The sequence below is a fragment of the Streptomyces sp. FXJ1.172 genome (genome assembly GCF_001636945.3).
GTDB lineage: Bacteria > Actinomycetota > Actinomycetes > Streptomycetales > Streptomycetaceae > Streptomyces.
Genome location: NZ_CP119134.1, coordinates 385930 through 402877, shown reverse-complemented (window position 1 = coordinate 402877; position 16948 = coordinate 385930). Strand labels below are relative to the sequence as shown.

Here is a 16948-nt window from a genome sequence, read left to right as displayed (position 1 = left end):
TCATGAGCGGCAACCGACCCGAGGCACAGGCCCGAAGGACAGGGCCGTACGACAGCCCTGAACTGATCTTGGACATCGAGCGCGTGCTGGACGTCTCCGCCCGGCAGCCCATCAGGGCGGAGTTCCGGTTCGACCCGGAGTCGCCCCTGATCGTGTGCGTGGAGTTCCTCATCAAGGGCGGCCCGCGAGTCATGTGGCGGATCGGCCGCGACCTCCTGCGACAGGGGCTGTACTCGGTGAGCGGCTTCAGTGACGTCCGGATCTGGCCGTCGCACCCCGAGGACCGGGCCACCGTGCTGCTCCAACTGGCCTCCCGGGACATGGCGGCCCTGTTCGAACTGCCCGTGCCTCCACTGGCGGAGTGGCTGGCGTACACCTACGAGCTGGTCCCCGCCGGTCAAGAGCTTTCCGAGATCGACTGGGACGTCGCCACCGCGGCCCTGCTCCAGGGGCCCAGCACGCAGTCCGACTGATCGCAACAGGCTCCCCCAGGGCCACCGGGCCGTCGTACCACGCCCGGCCTGCCGGCCGCCTCCGGGAAGCGTCCACCGTCCGTTGCCCTCCGCATCACCGCCGCTCGCCGGCCCGTGCCCGCCCGCCCGGCGGGACGCGCGGCGGGCGAGGTCCTCGGCTCAGCGCTGGGGGCGCCGGGCCGCGACGAGGACGGGACCGCCCGGAACGGTCGGGAAGGTGTTCGTCTCGACCAGTCCGAGTGCTTCGAACTCCTCAGTCATACGCGCCGTGTCGAAGGAGTTGCCGCCGCCACGCACCGCGGTCCACCGGCCCACGGAGCGGAGCAGCGCGTCCTCGGCGACCGGGTTGGTCCCGGCCACCAGCCACGCCCCGGGCGCCAGCGCCTCGGCGAGACGGGGCAGAGCCGCTCGCAGCGCCTCCTGCGACAGGAACGGCGCCGGCAGCCAGACCAACTGATAGGCCTCCTTCTCCGACACGTCCACCACGTCCTTGTGGCGCAGGGACACCCGGGCGGCCACCGCCGGATCCGCAGCGGCCAGCTCTGCCCGCCCCAGAGCCAGCGCCCGCTCCAGCACGTCGATACCCTCCACCCGCACCCGAGGAAGACTTTCGGCCAGCGCCAGGGCCAGCGCGCCGACACCGGTACCCACGTCGAGGACACGACTGCCCTCGGCCGCCAGCCGCTCGGCACACCCGGCGAGCCGCGGCACGACCTTCCCGGCGAGCGCACGGCCGGTCGCCGCGGAAGCCCGCCCCTGGCTGAGCAGCACCTCATCGCTCTGCGCGCCCCAGCCGCCCTCCGGCGTGCCCACCGCGTCGGAAGCGGCGGCGGAGACGGCCTGCCGCAGCGAGCTGAGCTTCGCCTCCACCGCACTGTGTGCCGTCGCCACGTCCACCTGCCCGAGCGAGGGGTGCACGACGTACCCGTCGGGGCCCCGGCGGACCAGACCCACGCTCTCCAGGACCGCGGTGCGCTGCGGGTCACGCAGGAGCACGTCCGCAAGGGGCTCCGACAAGGCCTGCCGCTGGACGCTCACGATCGCGGCCATCGCCCACACGGCGGCTTCCAGAACGGCCACCGGGTTCTCACCGAGCCGCAGAACAAGATCCGAGGCAGGTGTGGCGGATTCGGGCGATGCGGACATGAAGGCCTCCGGAGGAGCACTGCTACGACATACGTGTCGCGCCTGTACACACACATGTTGCCACAGAAAGGTGTGAGTGGGGTACACGGTCATACCCCGGCCGTGCCCGCTCATGGCACGGGCTCGGTGTCGGGCCAGGACACGGCGGTCGCGGCGGTGACCGCGGCGACAGAGGCCAGACCAGCAGGCCGAGCGGACCGTCGGTCCGAGGGTCCGAGGGTCCGAGGGTCCGAGGGTCCGAGGGTCCGAGGGTCCGAGGGTCCGAGGGTCCGGCAAGAGCAGACCTGTCACCGCGGTGGGTGCCGCCGCGGTGGCCTGCTTCCAGGTCTCGGCGGCCCGGGATGAGGAACGCCGGTGCACCACGGGGGTGAAGTCGCCCCGGTGACCGTCGGCCCGGGCCGCGTCCGGGGAAGAGCCTCTCGAAGCCGACGGGAAGCCGCTGGGGCCCGGGGCGTCCGAGAAGTATCCGACCGACTCCAGACAGATCATCCCGCGCACGTCAGCACCGCGGCCGAGTTCGCGGGCCGCCTGACGGGCCCCGATCAGTCCGAGTTCTTCCATGTCGAACACGGCGAGGACGACGCGCGGCGGTAAGGGCGCCGCAGCCGGCAGCCGTACCGTCTTCAGGACCACCGCCACCCCGGATGCGTTGTCGTCCGCGCCCGGACTGTAGCTGACGCTGTCCAGATGGGCACCGACCACCACGACAGGCCCGGCGCCGGCCCGGGGCAGCGAGGCGATGAGGTTCGCCCCCCCCCCGCCGTCGGATCGTTCGTCATCCGGCACTCCGGTCCACGCGGGATCGAGTACGCCGGACAAACCAACAGGCCTCTCACGACGGCGGATGTGACGGTCTGTCCGTTCGTGACCGGCAGCCGGGCCGACCCGGCAGGAGGGCGCGGACATCCGGCGCGACAACCCCGGCCGATCCGTGAACCCGCCATACCTTCAATCCCGTTGCCCCAGAGAAGAGCTCCTGCGTCCAGTGTGTTCATTGGCTGGCCTGGTCGCAGGACGGGACGGCCGTCCTCGTGCTCTTCCCCGACACGAGGACGGCCGCACCCCGGCGACCGGGCTCTCGCGCCGTACACCGCACGGCGGCCGGAGCACACCGCGCACCGTGCGCCGGTCTGGCACGGTCCGCCGCATGTCCGGCCTCTCCCCTCCCCCCTCCCCCCCCCACGACGGGCGCACGGCCCGCTTCCGTCACGGGGATACGGAAGCGGGCCGCGGCCGACCAGCCTCCGGGACGGATGGGGCCTGGATCCGCGGTCCGGCCCGGGAGGATCCGTCTCCTGGGGCCGTGCGCCGCGGACGCGGACGAGGCGGCGGCGGTGGCACACGTCCTGTGCTCACCGGCGGCTCGGACGAGTGCGCGCACCGGCGGCCCGAAGGGTACTCCGACCGCCAGTGCGGGGACGGGACGCGACCACTCGTGGTGTGGCTGGGCTCCGGATCCTGTCGCAGTTCCACCGCCCGCGTGTCCGGCGGCAGAGCCTTCCGACCGGAAGACGCTGTGGCGGACCCGAAAGGTTCAGCGCACTTCGCACGACGGCGGGTCGGGCATCGCACGACGGCGGGTCGGGCATCCGATCGCCGCTCCGGGGGCTACTCAGATATACATGGCTCGGTGGCTGCGGAAGGCGAATGAGTCGCCCGAACTCAGGATGGTCACGATCTCCTCGCAGAACTCCCAGTACTCCGCCTCCCGTTCCTCCGGCAGGGTCACGGAGACGGCGACCTCCTGGGGCACCACATGCCGCAGGGTGTCCAGGAGGCCCTCCGGAGGAGGCAGCAGCAGCACGTCCATGACGCGCCGGAAGACGTCGATGAGGCCCTGCTCCCCCTGTGACGGTTTGGCACACATCCGTTCCCGTCCGCCCCGCCGCACCCTGCCCGCCTCGACGAACAGATCGAGACAGGCCGTCAGGTGACCCAGGTCGGCCGCGGCCAGCTCGGTCGGGTACAGACTCGTCAGCTGGTCGCCGCGCGCGTTGTACAGGGCGTACCGCGGCCGATCGGCCGACAGGTCCGCGGACGTCTCGCCCGTGTGCCACCAGGACCACAGCGGCAGCTTCAGCAGCACCTGCACCCAGCTGTCGTAGGCATCCGAGATGATCCGCTCGTCGTCGGACCCAAGACCCTCGCTGTGCAGTCGGTACAGGTGGCGAAGGAGCGGTTCTTCCAGGCTCTGGAACTTCGAGAAGAACACCGGATCGTCAGGGACCAGGACGTACAAGGGGTGCTCCTCCTCCTACCGGCATGACGGCCTGGCCCGCGAGCGGCGGGCCGGACCGCTGTCCCGCAGCCGAGTGTGCCGGGCCCCGGCCGGGTGCCGCCCGACCGCTGGCGCGGGCTGTCCGTCCGGCCGCCTCGGCTGCAGTGCCCGGACCCCCCTCCGCCGGCGAGGCAGGCTCTCACGGCAGTCGTCCGGTCGGCGGAGACCCGTCATGAGGATGAACGGAACGGGCCACGGCGGGGTTCACCGTCCGCACGAAGACGCCTGGGCCGCCGCCGGGGCGTCGGCCGCTGCCGCCTCGCGCCACCGGCACGCCGTCCGTTTCTCACCGGCACCAGCCGCCTCAAGTAACCGTCTTGACGGGTGACGGATCTCGTGAGACTGTTGTCACCTATTAAAGTGGTTACTTGCTCCTGCGAGGAGGCAAGCATGTGCTGCATGGGTCCTGTCACACCCCGACCGTCAAGTGACGTATCTCGGACGCGAACCCGACAGAAATGCCAAGTCAGCGAACCGATTCCGCGACACGTATCGACTGACAGCCTGGTGGCGGCACCCGGAACGTCCGGGAGCCGTCCCGGCGGCGGACTCCGTGCGGAGCCGGTCCGCGGCGGACACCCGCGCCACGACGGCATCGTTGCGGCACACCCCGCAAGCCGTCCCACCCGCTGCGAGGTCTATGACATGTCTGCTCGCTCCGTACGCGTACAGGGTGTCCATGGCACCCCGCCCGCGCCCCTCACCGGTTGCGGAAACATGCCACGCGACATGGCTACACTTCGCGGTCTTGGCCACAAATTCCTCGGCAGGACACGGCCTGGCCCTCCACCGTTGCTGTGACGACAGACCGGACGGGCAACCAGCAGCACCGGATGAGAAACAGCGAGGCCAGCCGCGAGATGGACGCGACAGTGCGCTACTCAATCCTCGGAACCGTACGTGCCATTCGCGGGAACACCGAGATCGATCTGGGCCCCCCAAAGCGGCTCGCCCTGCTCGCCCTGCTGCTCCTGCGCGCGCCCGGGCCGCTCACCCTGAGCGAAGCGGTGGACATCCTGTGGGACGACGAACCGCCGACCAGCGCCGTCAACGTGGTGCACCGGCACATCGGCGCGCTGCGCAGGACACTCGAACCGGATCTGCGCAGCCGGACCAACGGGGAACACCTCGTCCGCGCCGCCGGCGGATACCGCCTGCTGGTCGACACCTCGACCTCGGACCTGCTGCGCTTTCGTGACCTGCGCGCCCAGGCTCAGCTCGCGGTCAAGGGGGGTGCCCCGGCCCAGGCCGCGCAGGACTTCGTCGAAGCCCTCCGGCTGTGGCGCGGTCCTGTCGTCGCCGCCGGCACCTCGGTGGCCCGGCACCCGGTCTTCACCTCGGTCGGCCACGAGTTCGTCGCGACGGTGAAGGAAGCCGCCGACGCCGTCCTGACCGCGGCTCCCGCGTTGACGGAGGAGGTACTGGCGGTACTGCGGCACGCCGTGGACAGCCACCCCTTCGACGAGGCCCTGCACTCCCGGTTAATCGGCGCGCTCGCCGTTACCGGCCGACAGGCCGAAGCCCTGCGGCAGTTCGAGAACATCCGCGGCGCGCTCGCCGAGGAGCTGGGCGTCGAGCCCGGTCCCGAACTGCGCGCCGCCCAGCAGCACCTGCTCCAGCGCAGGGTGCCCCGGGACCCGGTCGCTGCGGCGTCCCGTGCCAGGGAGGCCGACGGGCCCGCGCAACTGCCCGCGGACTGCGTCTCCTTCGCCGGCCGTCAGCAGGCGCTGGACCAGTGCCTGGAGTTGCTGCCGCTGGAAGGGGAGAGCCGGCCGCCCACGATGACCGCGGCCATCTGCGGGATGGCGGGCGTCGGCAAGACGACGCTGGCCGTGCACTGGGGCCACATGGTCGCCGACCACTTCCCCGACGGACAGATCTACGTCGACCTCCAGGGCCACCACACCTCCCGTTCCCCTCTCGACCCGGCCGAGGCCATCACCGAGGTGCTCGGCGCGCTGGGTGTGAAGAGCGACCGTTCGCACTCGAGTGCCGCAGCGCTCGCCGCGGCCTACCGCAGCGCGCTGAGCGGGCGTCGGCTGCTGCTTGTCCTGGACGACGCGGTGGACTGCGAACAGGTACGTCCCCTGCTGCCCGCCACGCCGGGCTGTCTTGCCGTCGTCACGAGCCGACGGCAGATGGAAGGACTGGCCGTCACGGACAACGCCCGGATCATCACGCTGGAGCCCATGACCCGCGAGGAGGGGCTCGAGCTGCTCGACCGGCGCCTGGGCACCGGCCGGATCAGAGCCGAGTACGCCGCCGCGATGGAGATCGTGGAGCTGTGCGGCGGGCTGCCGCTGGCGCTGGCGGTCGCCGCCACCCGGACACTGCTGCAGCCCCACTTCCCCCTGGCCTCGCTCGCGGCCAGGCTCAAGGACACCGACGACTGTCTCGACGCCCTGTCCGGCCGCGACGCCCGCACCAATACCCGCAGTTCGTTCCACAGTTCCTACGACGCGCTGGGCAGCAGCGCCGCACGGCTGTTCCGGCTGCTCAGCCTGCACCCCTCGCGTGACATCACCGTGCAGGCCGCCGCCAGCCTGGCCGGCACGGACCTGCGCAGGACCCGGCAGGACGTGGCCGAGCTGATGGACCGCTGTCTGCTCGTCGAACTGGCCGCGGGCAGGTACACGTGTCATGAACTGCTGCGCACCTACGCGCGGGAGCTGAGTTCGCTCCTCGATTCGCAGACCGTACGGTCCGAGGCAGTTGCCCGGATGTTCGAGCACTATCTGTACAGCGCCGACGCCGCCACCGCGCTGCTCGCGCCGCACCGGTCCACCGTGATCCTGCCGCCGCCCAGGCCGGGTGTGCGGCCCCAGTGGTTCGCCGGACGCACGGACGCCGCCGAGTGGATCGTCGCCGAGCAGTACCTGCTGCCGGAACTCGTCCGCTCCATCAGCAGCCACCATCCCCGAGGCGAGGCGTTCCGGCGTCAGCTGACCTCGGCGCTGGAGACGTGCCTGGACTCGACCCGCTTCTGACCCGGGGGGCGCTCCGGGGATCCGGCGCCCCGTGCGGATGCCGCTGGGAGAGGCCGCCGCATGGATGGGGCCGGGCCAAGAAGGTCCGCGACCACAGCGGTGCCCACGTCCCGGGCCGGGCCGCCGGCCACGGGGATGTCGCCGGTGGCGCGCACCTGCGGCCGAAGGGCCGGGTGCCGTCCGCAGGGACCGATGCCGGACGGACGGTGCCGCCGATCCGGCCGACGGTCGGGCGACCGCCAGAGGGAGAGTCACGCTTCGGGCGGCCCACGGTGCGTCTGACGGGCAGGCGCGCCGGGGCAGCCGCCAGGAGGAGAGCGCGGCGGTTAGCGGCGGGACGGTGTTCCGCCGCTTGAACAGAGCTGACGGAACGGCCCGCCCGGGCATGATGGCGGACCTTCCCACCACCACACCCGTCAGACAACTCGCCCGGTGGGCGAACATGCGCCGGTGGGGGCGAGCACGATTCCCGCCGGCACCGCTGGGCGGCCGCTAGGCCGCCTCCGGCCGAGCCGCGCTCCGCAGTTTGCGCAGGGCGTTGTGCTGGCGGCTCTTGACGGTACCGGCCGGCACTCCGAGGATGCCGGCGGTTTCCTGGATGCTGCGGTCGCACAGGTAGATGTGGACCAGCACGGCGCGGTGTTCGGGAGACAGCTGGCGCAGCAGGGGCTTGGCCACCAGAACGTCGTGCACCGCATCGGTGCCGTCGGTGCCCAGGACGGGGTCGCTGTAGCTGACTCCGACGACCTCCCGACGTGCGTGGGGCCTGCGCACCCAGTCGATGACCAGATGCCGGGTCACGGTGAAGAGCCAGCCCCGGACCGACCCCTCCATCCCGAGCAGCCGGTCGATGTTCCGCCAGGCCCGGATGATGGTCTCCTGGACGATGTCCTCGGCGAGTCCGCGGTCACCCAGCATCTTCTCGGCGTACGAGACGAGACCGTCCCGGTGTTCCCTCATGATCGTGCCGAGCAGATCAGATCGGGACATGGCTGTGTGGGGCGTAGCCATAGTGTTCTGGACCATCCTGGTTCTCTGTCGTGCGGCGACCGGAGGCCGGATGCAACCCCCGCGTTCGCACTGTAGGCAGCGCCGGGTGCCGGAATAATGCTGCATTTGTGTCGTCCGAGTGCCGCGCCCCGGACCGGCGAACACATATGCCACCGATCCAGTAGCGCAGGACCGGAAGACCCCGTCCCACCAGGGATTTGTGGGCCCGCCGCGTCAATTCCCCGTTTATCGGGATCCGAACAACCGCCAAGATGCGAGTTGCATGTCACCCGTGTCGAGCCGTCTCGTCGTACCTGGTCTTGGCTCACTTCAAAGAGAACACATGTGACGGCCATGGAGCAATTGTATGGAACACGTGTCTGCCCGACGCCCCGGCCCCAGGTGTGTGTCACTGTCTGCTCGGTCACCGTTCGCGGCTGAGCGGTACCAGGAGTCACCGGAGCCCGTGCCGCCGACGCGGTGGCACGGGCTCCCGCGCGTGTATCAGACGCCGCGTTCGTAACTGGCCCAGGCGATGTGCGACTCGTGCAGTGTCACGGCCACCTCGCGGATGCCCTGGGCGCCCTCGCCGAGCGTCCCCGCGTGGATCGCCGCGACCAGCCGGTCGGCGATCACCTTGGCCACATACTCCGTCGAGGTGTTGATCTGGTCGAACTGCTCCTCGTCGTCGAGGTTGCGGTAGTTGAACCCTCCGATCACCTTGCCGAGTTCTGAAGTGGCCAGACCGATGTCGACGACGATGTTGTCGTCGTCCAGCTCGGGTCGCCGGAAGGTCGCGTCCACCACGAACGTCGCGCCGTGCAGCCGCTGGGCGGGACCGAAGATCTCGCCGCGGAAGCTGTGGGCGACCATCATGTGGTCACGTACGGTGATACTGAACAAGGATCCTCCAGGTGGGGGGGCGCTCCGGCGCGGCGGACGTCCGCGGTGGCCCGGCGCGGTCCGGCATGGGGTCGCTCCCGTCGCTCCGGACACACCTCCGTCCGTGTGCGCGGCACCGTGGCACCGGTCGACGGACCCGGTCCACGGCAGCGCGCGACGGGAGGACGGCCGCGGCGGCGAAGAACTCGGCACGGAGCATACCGGCCTACGTGTGACGGAGCCCGCGTGTTCTCTGACGCCGAAGGCGGGTCCCGTCGTTTCCCGGCGTGTGAACCAAGTGTGCGGTCCCCTCGTGTCCTTCATGTATCGGAGGGGCCCTCGGTCCGGGTGCGCTTCCGGCACGGCCGACCTCTTCCTTCCGCCGGTGGCATGCGGCGAGCATGTCGGAGAGGTGGGGCGTGTGCAGGGGGACGGGGACCGCGCGAGCCGAACGCGAGCGGACACCGGGAAGGTGCCTGGGGAGCGGCAGCCCGCACGGCCGCCCCGAGGTCATGCCGCCTGAGGGTGGCTTCAGCGGCAGAGGAGGACTATGAACACGCCACCGGGAAGCCGTCTGGAGAAAGCCCTTGCCGACTTCGCCGAGCAGCATGGAACCCTGGCCAGGGCTCGGGAACAGATGAGGGCGCTGTCGGTGACGGCGCGTTCCAGGGACGGCGTCGTGGAGGTCACCGTGGATGCCGACGGCCGCGCCGCCGGCATCGGCTTCGTCGACAAGCGGTTCCGGGAGATGCTGGCCCCGCAGCTCGGCGACAGCGTCCTGGAAGCCCTGACGACGGCCCGCGCCGAGGTCGCGGCCCGCGCCACTGCCGTGATGATGGCCGCGAACCTCCGGCTGCCGCGGTGCGCGGAGCCCGCGCACCGGGACGAACCGGTCTCGCCCGACACAGTCCCCGACACCCCGTCGGTGTGCTGGCGCCGGCTGGTGGGCGAAGCCCGCGCGGTGGTCTCCGGCCTCGCCTCCGTGCGGGAGCCCGGCGTGTTGAAGGCCGACAGCGCGGTGGGCACGTGGGAGGCGACGGCAGGGTTCCTGGAGACATCGAGGTCGCGGTCGCAGGGCCCGCTCTGGGGCCACAGCCGTCCCGGTGCGCGGTCCACCTCGGCGCACGCTCCCCTGCCGGCGGAGTTGCGGGACGCCGTCATGGCGCTGCGGGAGTCCGTGTGCGACGCCGTGCGCGACTCCCGCCCTCCCTCGGTGTGCGGGTACGTGGGCGCGCTGGAACGGCCGGGGAGGAAGGCGGAGTCGGCTGAAGGCACCCTGCGGCCCGGATGCCGCCAGGTGTGTTCAGAACCGGACACAAGTGCACACCTGGACTCCTGAACACGTGTGATCTTATTGGATGAAGACATCCTACAGTGAAATGACCCCTCCTCCGCCAGATGTCCCGCACCGCGTCGGCGTGCGGCGCCGAAGGAGAGGCCGCTCATCCGGTGACCGGACCTGTCGGGGTCCCACCACGTCGAGAGGATCACCAAGGCCATGACGAGGCTTCTGCATGAGGACGACATCGTCCGCGTCGGGGACAACGTCCATACGGTGTCCGGCAGCAACACCAACTGGGTCGTGGTCAGGGACGGCGACAGCTGTACCCTGATCGACACCGGCTACCCCGGCGACCGCGACGCCGTGCTGGGCTCGCTGCTGGCGATCGGGCTCGACCCGCGCTCCGTGACCGCCGTCCTGGTCACGCACGCGCACAACGACCATATCGGCGCGGCCGAACACCTGCGGGCCACCTACGGCGTGCCCGTGCTCATGCACCGTGAGGAGGTGCCGCACGCCCGTCGCGACTTCCTCGACCAGGTGTCCGTCGGTCAGGTACTCGCGCAAGGGTGGCGGCCGGGTGTGCTTCCGTGGACACGCACTGCGGGCCGGGGGGGACCACCCACGTTCCCGTCCATGAGCCGCAGGCCTTCCCCACCACGGGTGCCCTGGACCTGCCCGGGGCGCCGATACCCGTGCACGCTCCGGGACATACCAAGGGCCACTGCGCCTACCACCTGCCCGAAAGCGGCATTCTGATCACCGGCGACGCCCTGGTGACCGCGCACCCCACGTCCCGTGTCCGCGGGCCACAGCTGCTGCCGGGGATGTTCCACACCGACCGGGCGCGGGCTCTCGACTCCCTGTCCGTCCTGGAGGGACTGGACGCGGACCTCCTCCTGCCCGGCCACGGCCCCGCGCACCACGGCTCGGTGAAGGAGGCCGTCCGGGCGGCCCGTGAGCACGCCGTCGGGTGAGATACCGGATTCCAAGCGGGCACGTGGCCGTCCTTCCTCGCCGAGCGGCCGCGCAACACGGACCCGACCGGCCGGCACCCGCGTACGACCGCCCAGGCGGGACCGGGTGCCGGCCGGGTCCGCCGCACTGTCGTGAAGGGTGAACATGCCCGAAGAACCGTCTGGCGTCGACACCTATCCGCACGGGCCCCTCCGCGTGGGTACCATGCGCAACGTCATCCATATCGAGGGAGTGAACGGTTGTGACCAGCCAGTCAGCCGCCACGCTCCGGTCGCGGTACGTGGAACAAGCCGCGTCGGACCTGGAGGAGAACCGCCGACGACAGCAGGAGCTGACGGAGAGGATCACGGTGTTGAAGCAGGAGGAGGCCCTCCTGGCAGACATCCTGAACCTCGCGGGGCGGTACGAGGGCTTCGCGGACGCATCCCGCCTGCCCGAGCAGTTGCAGGACGAGCCCGTCGTCGCGAAGGCGAAGAACGCCTCCGCCGCAGCCACTTCGCGGCGCTCGGCGACGGCCGGGAGCACGCCGGCGGGCACCTCGGCGAAGGCCGGCGCGAAGGGGAAGTCGCGTCAGCCTCTGCTCAGTGACCTGCTGGCGGACCTGCTCGGCAAGTACGACGAGCCGCGTCTGGCCAAGGAGTTGCGGGACGAGCTTCTGGAGAAGTTCCCGGACCGCAATCCCACACCGCAGGTGGTGCGCAACACCCTCGAGTCCCTGGTCGCCAAGGGACGTATCCAGCGGCACAAGCAGCAGCGCTCTGTCATGTACACCCTGATCAAGTAGGGTCCGGCGGACACCTCCGGCTGACCTGCGCACTCGTCCCGCATGCCGGGGTCCGGCCGGACCCTGGCATGCGCCGCGGGCGGCACCATCCGTCACGCAAAACGGGTGAGACACCTGAGACCGGTGTACCGGGCGTGTCTGCCTACAGGACCGCATCCGCCAGTCGTGCCACCTCTCCGGGATCCTCCATGGTCGGGGTGAAAATGGGTTCGTCGACGCCGAGTTCCCCGAAAACCTTGACCGCGGCCCGCACCCCGGCAACTCCACTACTCGTCTCGGCGCCCCTCGCCCAGGCCCCTCCGGTCCGGCAGGCCGGTAGTAGGCGTAGACGTTGGCCCGGCCCCGGTTCTCGTCGCCCAGGGCGAAGGACGCGAGAGCGACGAGGTACGGCGTGCCCTCGAGTCCGCCCGCCTTCCAGGCGGCACGTGCGGTCGAAGGCCGGGCCGACGGCCGCGGGCGGGGCGGGCCAATGCATCCCCGGCTCGCCCTGGCAACCCGGTCGAACGACACCTGCCCATTGCACCGAAGTGCATCGGCAGCACCCGCGGTGGTTGGGGGCGGAGCGCACAGGCACCGTGTCCGGGAAAGTGGACAAGATGTGGCATGCCCCTTGAAAGGGGAGTGGGTCTGGCCGGAAGGGCTCATGGACGACCGCGGTGCGCCGGAGGCAGAAGAACCCCGGCCGGACGGCCGGGGGCACGAGACGCCGTCGGCGACAGCGGACACGGGCCTGGAACATCTGCCGGACCGCCTGCTCCAGGACGCCCCGGCCGGCGCGACGCCGCCGCCCTGCAAGTCCCGCCGGCTGCGTACCGGGACCGCCTGACCGCTGTACCCCTTCCGGTTCCGTCCCGGTCCGCGCCCTCCAGGCGCGGGCCGGGACGTTTTCGTGCCGCGGCTGCCGTCAGGCGACGCGGTAGCGCACCGGAAGGGACAGCACGCCGCGGATGATGCCGGAGCCGATCCACTTCAAGGAGTCGGCCGGCGTGGCGAGTTCGAGTTCGGGCATGCGGGAGAGCAGGGTGCGCAGGGCGATCGTGGTCTCCAGCCGGGCGAGCGGGGCGCCCAGGCAGTGGTGGATGCCGTGCCCGAAGGCCAGATGGCGGGCGCCGGGCCGGGTCACGTCGAGCACGGCGGGATCGCCGCCCCCGGCCTGCGGGGCGTCGTGCCCGGCCGATCCGAGCGCGACGACGACCATGCCGCCCCGGGGGATGCGCACCCCGCCCAGCTCGATGTCCTGGGCCGCGTAGCGGCTGGTGGAGCGCTCGACGGAGGTGTCGTAGCGCAGGAACTCCTCCACCGCGTCGGGCATCAGCCCGGGCCGCTCACGCAACAGCCGCAGCTGGCCGGGGTGTTGCAGCAGGGCCAGCACGGCGTTGCCCAGCAGGTTCACGGTGCTCTCGTGACCCGCGACGATGAGCATCATGGCCGTGCCCACCAGCTCCTCCTCGGTGAGCCGGCCGTTCTGCTCGTCGCGTACGGCGACCAGGGCGGACAGCAGGTCGCCTTCCGGGGCGCGCCGCTTGTTGGCGATCAGGCCGGCCAGCAGTGCGTGCAGACCGGCCAGTGCCGGGCGGTGCTCGGGCGAGGCGACCTGGAGGGCGTGGCTCGACCAGCGGCGGAAGTCCGCGTGGTGCTCCTCGGGGATACCGAGGAGTTCGGCGATGACGGTGGCGGGCAGCGGGGCGTTGAACGCCTCGACGAGGTCGGTCTCGCCGGCGGGCGCCATGGCGTCGATCAGCTCGTGGGCGATCTGCTCGATGCGCGGCGCCAGTTCGGCCGTGCGGCGCGGGGTGAAGGCGGCCGAGGCCAGCCGGCGCAGCCGCGTGTGCTCGGGCGGATCGGCCTCCATCATCTGCGCGCCGAGCCCGACCGAGGGCTTGTGCAGGACGTAACCGGCGGCGGCCAGGTCCTTTGCGGCGGGCGTGGCGTCCTTGAGCAGGGCGGGATGGGTCAGCGCCTCCCGGGCCAGGTCATGGCCGACGACCACCCAGCCCTTCAGCCCGAGGTGGAACTCGGCCGGGTGGATGGGGCCCAGTTCCCGCAGCCGGGCGTACCGGGCGGGGGCGTCCGCCTTGAAGGCCGGACCCAGGTCCACCCTGCCGTCCTGATACGGACACTGCTCGTGAGGGCTCATGACCTTTTTCTCCCGTTCTCGCCGTCGGGCCGTCGGGCCGTCGTCATCAGAACGAGCCGGGTGCCGGGGAAGTTCAGGCAGCGGGCCCGCGTGCGAAGGCCCCGGAGGGGTAAGCGCGGTGCGCGTGCCCCTCCGGGGCCGGGGAACTCGGTGGAACTCAGTTGTAGTTGTCGGTGTTGAAGATGGTCAGCACGCGCAGCACCTCCAGGTAGATCCACACCAGCGTCGTGACGAGGCCGAAGGCGGCCAGCCATGCCTCCTCGCGCGGGGCGCCGTAGGCGATCGCGTCCTCGACCTGCTTGAAGTCGAGGGCAAGGAAGGCCGCGCCGAGCACGATGCCGATGACACCGAAGAGGATGCCGAGGCCGCCGCTGTGGAAGCCGAGGCCGTTGCCCGCGCCGAAGGCCGTGAAGAGGAGATCGGCGGCGAGCAGCAGCAGGAAACCGGTCGCGGCCGAGGCCACGAACCCGGCGAACCGCCGGTCGACGCGGATCCAGCGCATCCGGTACGCGAGGAGTACGGCGGCGGAGACCGCGAAGGTGCCGAGCACCGCCTGGACGACCACGCCGGGGGAAAGGTACGTCGAGACCGTGCTGGAGAGCACACCGAGGAACACACCCTCGAACGCCGCATAGCCGAGGATCAGCGCCGGGGACGGCGTCCGCCTGAAGGACTGGATCATCGAGAGGACGAAGGCGACGAGAGCGGCACCCGTGGCGAGGCCGTAGGAGCGGCCGAGGTTCGCCTCGTCGACGGGCAGCAGCAGCCAGGAGAGTACGGCGGTCAGGGCCACGATGCCGAGTGTCGTTCCGGTGCGGACGATGACGTCGTCCATCGTGATGGCGTTCCGGGTGCTCCCCGCCGATGTGTCGGGACCGGGGGCGTAGGGGTTGGCCAGGTAGTCGTCCGCCGGCCGGCCACCGACCGTGGCACCCACCGGCCGGGGCGCCTGGGCGTGGGCCTGCTCCGGGTCAGGGCTGGCGCCCCAGCGGGAAAAGATGGGGTTGCTGGTCCTCACGTTCTTCCTCCTCGTCCGCCGCACACTCGCGGCCTGCGGCAAGCGTTGTCATCGGGTGCCCGGCACGGCATACGTGTGGCGTTGGCCATGCACCGGGTCGACGACGGCAACCCTGTTCGTCACCACTTTGACAGGTGACGCATGGATAAGCAAGTCATCCGCGGGCTGATCCAGCGAGGCTGATCCGGCGGGGGTCATTCGGAGGGTGCGTGCAGGAGGGCGCGGCCGATGTGCCAGATGAGGCTCGGTCCGCGTTCCGCCAGGAAATATCGATCAGTTGACGGTCACGGCAGGAGCCGGAACCCGGCCGTTGAAGGCGTGGTCACACGTAAGCACAGCGTTCGTGGGGTGCGCGCCGGTGCGAGGGGGTCCCGAGACGTGTTCCGCGGGACGCGCGGAACGTCGCTGCCGTGTTCTGGAACGACCTGCCGAAGGGGTCGGCGCCGTACTCCGCGACGTGGCGGGACGTAGCAGTTGTGGGCTGAATGTTCAGCTCGGGTCTCACATGTCGGGCCCCGGTGAGGGCGGGAGGTGTCACCGCCTCACGGACCCTTCGTATGACGGGCTGCGCAGACTCACACAGGATCGATCCGGATCGTCGCGGCACGAGCGTGCGGGCTGGCGACGAGGGCGTCCGCCACCGGGCCGTACTTGTCTCGGAAGGCGGTGTCGAGTCCGGCAGGCAGTTCGAGGCCGTGCGTCGTCAGGAGGACGTCGCGGGTCACGGAGCCCAGCCGGATCCGGCCGTGCCCGTGTTCCCGGGCCGCTCGGTACCAGCGGGAGCCAACGCCCCGGTAGGCGCGGACGTACAGCTCGCCGTTCACGAGCACCATGCCGATCTCCACGCCGGGGCGCTCACCGTCCCCGGCGGTCAGGACCAGGGAGTAGGTCTCGGTGAACAGGGTCCGCTCCTGCGGTGTCCAGGTGTTCATCGGGTCAGGTCCTCGGTTCGTTCCGTGCCGGGCTCCTGCGCGGTCCAGGAGTTGAGGATGCGCAGGGCGTCGTGGGAGGGGGTGCCGGTCTCGGCGGTGAGGGCCATCAGCCGCTGTCCGGAGCCGTCCGGGCTGGTCCAGGTGTCGCAGTCGAGGGTGAGGTCGCCGACCAGGCGGTGACGGTAGTGCTTGGTCCCGTATCCGGCGTCGTTCACGCGGTGTTCGGCCCACCAGGTGCGAAAGTCCGGGTCGCGGATGGTCAGGGTGCCGACGAGGCGGGCGAGTTCCGGGTCGTCGGGGTCGGTGGCGGCCTCCATGCGCAGGGCGGCGACGGCCTCCCGGGCGTCGTGCTCCCAGGCGAGGTGCAGTTCCCGGATCATCGGGTCGGTGAACAGCAGGCTCACGTAGTTGCGGCGGTCGGCGGGGAGCGCCGCGAAGTCGGTGTAGAGGGCGGTGGCTGCCGGGTTCCAGGCCAAGATGTCCAGGCGTCGGCCGAGGACGAGCGCGGGTGTCTCGGTGAGCTGGTCCAGCAGGCGGCGCATCGGGGGCCGCAGCTGCTGAGCGGCCCGGCGGCGGCGCGGGCGTAGGCCGCTCCTGCCCGCGAGCTCGTACATGTAGGTCTTCTGGTCGTCGTCGAGGCGCAGGGCGCGGACCAGGGTGGTCAGTACGGGGGCGGAGGCCCGGACCCGGCCCTGTTCGAGCCGGGTGTAGTAGTCCACGCTGATCGAGGCGAGCCGGGCGACCTCCTCGCGGCGCAGCCCGGCGCCCCTGCGCGGGGAGTCCGCCTCGGGCAGACCGCACTCCTGTGGCGTCAGCTGCGCCCGACGGGCCCGTAGAAAGGAGCCGAGGTGGGAGTCGGGTGTCTGTTTCATTTCTCCAGTGTCATGCGGCCGGGTCCGACCCGACACAGGTGTGAGGGGGCAGATTCCTTCCTATGCAGAAACCTGCCTCTTCCGGACGCGGCCGGGAGAACGCATGGTGGATGTGTGCCCGGCACGGACGGTGCGGACACCGAGCCCACCGACCGGTGCGGCGGCGACCAGACTTCAGCGTCACCTTCA

The 16948-nt window shown here is 71.0% G+C and carries 13 protein-coding genes and 2 pseudogenes; 6 read left to right on the top strand and 9 right to left on the bottom strand.

Going from position 1 to position 16948, the window contains the following annotated elements; translation table 11 throughout:
* Positions 1-2: 2 nt before the first annotated feature.
* Positions 3-473: an SsgA family sporulation/cell division regulator gene (locus A6P39_RS43570; protein ID WP_275884081.1), complete on the top strand. Its 471-nt coding sequence runs from the start codon at positions 3-5 to the stop codon at positions 471-473.
* A 159-nt stretch (positions 474-632) separates the two neighbouring features.
* On the opposite strand, the gene A6P39_RS43565 is transcribed toward A6P39_RS43570, so the two are convergent.
* The 3 genes and pseudogenes from A6P39_RS43565 to A6P39_RS43555 all read right to left on the bottom strand — a co-directional run bounded on the left by A6P39_RS43565 (position 633) and on the right by A6P39_RS43555 (position 3858).
* The gene (locus A6P39_RS43565; RefSeq protein ID WP_275884412.1) at positions 633-1619 is read right to left on the bottom strand and encodes a class I SAM-dependent methyltransferase; all 987 of its coding nucleotides are present in this window, start codon (positions 1617-1619) and stop codon (positions 633-635) included.
* A gap of 510 nt (positions 1620-2129) precedes the next feature.
* Positions 2130-2525 (bottom strand): annotated as a pseudogene (locus tag A6P39_RS43560) (M28 family peptidase); the annotation flags it as partial.
* Between the two features lie 706 nt (positions 2526-3231).
* Positions 3232-3858 (bottom strand): hypothetical protein, encoded by a 627-nt coding sequence (locus A6P39_RS43555; protein WP_275884080.1) that lies wholly within the window; start codon positions 3856-3858, stop codon positions 3232-3234.
* A gap of 872 nt (positions 3859-4730) precedes the next feature.
* On the opposite strand from A6P39_RS43555, the gene A6P39_RS43550 reads away from it, so the two are divergent.
* The gene (locus A6P39_RS43550) at positions 4731-6884 is read left to right on the top strand and encodes an AfsR/SARP family transcriptional regulator (RefSeq protein WP_275884079.1); all 2154 of its coding nucleotides are present in this window, start codon (positions 4731-4733) and stop codon (positions 6882-6884) included.
* A gap of 492 nt (positions 6885-7376) precedes the next feature.
* On the opposite strand, the gene A6P39_RS43545 is transcribed toward A6P39_RS43550, so the two are convergent.
* Together A6P39_RS43545 and A6P39_RS43540 are read right to left on the bottom strand one after the other, a co-directional pair.
* The gene (locus A6P39_RS43545; protein ID WP_275884078.1) at positions 7377-7874 is read right to left on the bottom strand and encodes a sigma-70 family RNA polymerase sigma factor; all 498 of its coding nucleotides are present in this window, start codon (positions 7872-7874) and stop codon (positions 7377-7379) included.
* Between the two features lie 504 nt (positions 7875-8378).
* Positions 8379-8777 carry a 6-pyruvoyl trahydropterin synthase family protein gene (locus A6P39_RS43540; RefSeq protein WP_275884077.1) on the bottom strand — a complete coding sequence of 133 codons (399 nt, stop codon included), beginning with the start codon at positions 8775-8777 and terminating at the stop codon, positions 8379-8381.
* Between the two features lie 529 nt (positions 8778-9306).
* Between A6P39_RS43540 and A6P39_RS43535 the strand changes: the two genes are divergently transcribed.
* The 4 genes and pseudogenes from A6P39_RS43535 (at position 9307) to A6P39_RS43520 (ending at position 12626) form a co-directional block, all read left to right on the top strand.
* Positions 9307-10095, top strand: coding sequence for a YbaB/EbfC family nucleoid-associated protein (locus A6P39_RS43535; protein ID WP_275884076.1), 789 nt, complete (start codon positions 9307-9309; stop codon positions 10093-10095).
* A 159-nt stretch (positions 10096-10254) separates the two neighbouring features.
* Positions 10255-11015: pseudogene (locus A6P39_RS43530) on the top strand (MBL fold metallo-hydrolase).
* A 242-nt stretch (positions 11016-11257) separates the two neighbouring features.
* Positions 11258-11800 carry a hypothetical protein gene (locus A6P39_RS43525; RefSeq protein WP_275884075.1) on the top strand — a complete coding sequence of 181 codons (543 nt, stop codon included), beginning with the start codon at positions 11258-11260 and terminating at the stop codon, positions 11798-11800.
* A gap of 643 nt (positions 11801-12443) precedes the next feature.
* Positions 12444-12626 carry a hypothetical protein gene (locus A6P39_RS43520; RefSeq protein ID WP_275884074.1) on the top strand — a complete coding sequence of 61 codons (183 nt, stop codon included), beginning with the start codon at positions 12444-12446 and terminating at the stop codon, positions 12624-12626.
* A 78-nt stretch (positions 12627-12704) separates the two neighbouring features.
* Here A6P39_RS43520 and A6P39_RS43515 read toward each other — a convergent pair whose 3' ends face one another.
* From A6P39_RS43515 to A6P39_RS43500, 4 genes are all read right to left on the bottom strand, one after another.
* Complete coding sequence (locus tag A6P39_RS43515; protein WP_275884073.1) at positions 12705-13937, bottom strand: cytochrome P450 family protein; 1233 nt, start codon at positions 13935-13937, stop codon at positions 12705-12707.
* Positions 13938-14094: 157 nt separating this feature from the next.
* Positions 14095-14955, bottom strand: a complete 861-nt coding sequence (locus tag A6P39_RS43510) for a Bax inhibitor-1/YccA family protein (RefSeq protein ID WP_275884072.1) — start codon at positions 14953-14955, stop codon at positions 14095-14097.
* Between the two features lie 575 nt (positions 14956-15530).
* Positions 15531-15887 (bottom strand): DUF2255 family protein, encoded by a 357-nt coding sequence (locus tag A6P39_RS43505; RefSeq protein ID WP_275884071.1) that lies wholly within the window; start codon positions 15885-15887, stop codon positions 15531-15533.
* A complete protein-coding gene (locus A6P39_RS43500; RefSeq protein ID WP_275884070.1) occupies positions 15884-16759 on the bottom strand; it encodes a helix-turn-helix domain-containing protein in 876 nt (291 codons plus the stop codon). Before A6P39_RS43500 ends, A6P39_RS43505 begins: the two co-directional genes overlap by 4 nt.
* Positions 16760-16948 lie beyond the last annotated feature (189 nt).

What these genes read in the sequence shown, in the direction of transcription:
- A6P39_RS43515 (WP_275884073.1), bottom strand. Translation starts at nt 13,937, where the DNA reads ATGAGCCCTCACGAGCAGTGTCCGTATCAGGACGGCAGGGTGGACCTG.
- A6P39_RS43570 (WP_275884081.1), top strand. Translation starts at nt 3, where the DNA reads ATGAGCGGCAACCGACCCGAGGCACAGGCCCGAAGGACAGGGCCGTAC.
- A6P39_RS43545 (WP_275884078.1), bottom strand. Translation starts at nt 7,874, where the DNA reads ATGTCCCGATCTGATCTGCTCGGCACGATCATGAGGGAACACCGGGAC.
- A6P39_RS43500 (WP_275884070.1), bottom strand. Translation starts at nt 16,759, where the DNA reads ATGAAACAGACACCCGACTCCCACCTCGGCTCCTTTCTACGGGCCCGT.
- A6P39_RS43550 (WP_275884079.1), top strand. Translation starts at nt 4,731, where the DNA reads ATGAGAAACAGCGAGGCCAGCCGCGAGATGGACGCGACAGTGCGCTAC.
- A6P39_RS43535 (WP_275884076.1), top strand. Translation starts at nt 9,307, where the DNA reads ATGAACACGCCACCGGGAAGCCGTCTGGAGAAAGCCCTTGCCGACTTC.
- A6P39_RS43520 (WP_275884074.1), top strand. Translation starts at nt 12,444, where the DNA reads ATGGACGACCGCGGTGCGCCGGAGGCAGAAGAACCCCGGCCGGACGGC.
- A6P39_RS43565 (WP_275884412.1), bottom strand. Translation starts at nt 1,619, where the DNA reads ATGTCCGCATCGCCCGAATCCGCCACACCTGCCTCGGATCTTGTTCTG.
- A6P39_RS43505 (WP_275884071.1), bottom strand. Translation starts at nt 15,887, where the DNA reads ATGAACACCTGGACACCGCAGGAGCGGACCCTGTTCACCGAGACCTAC.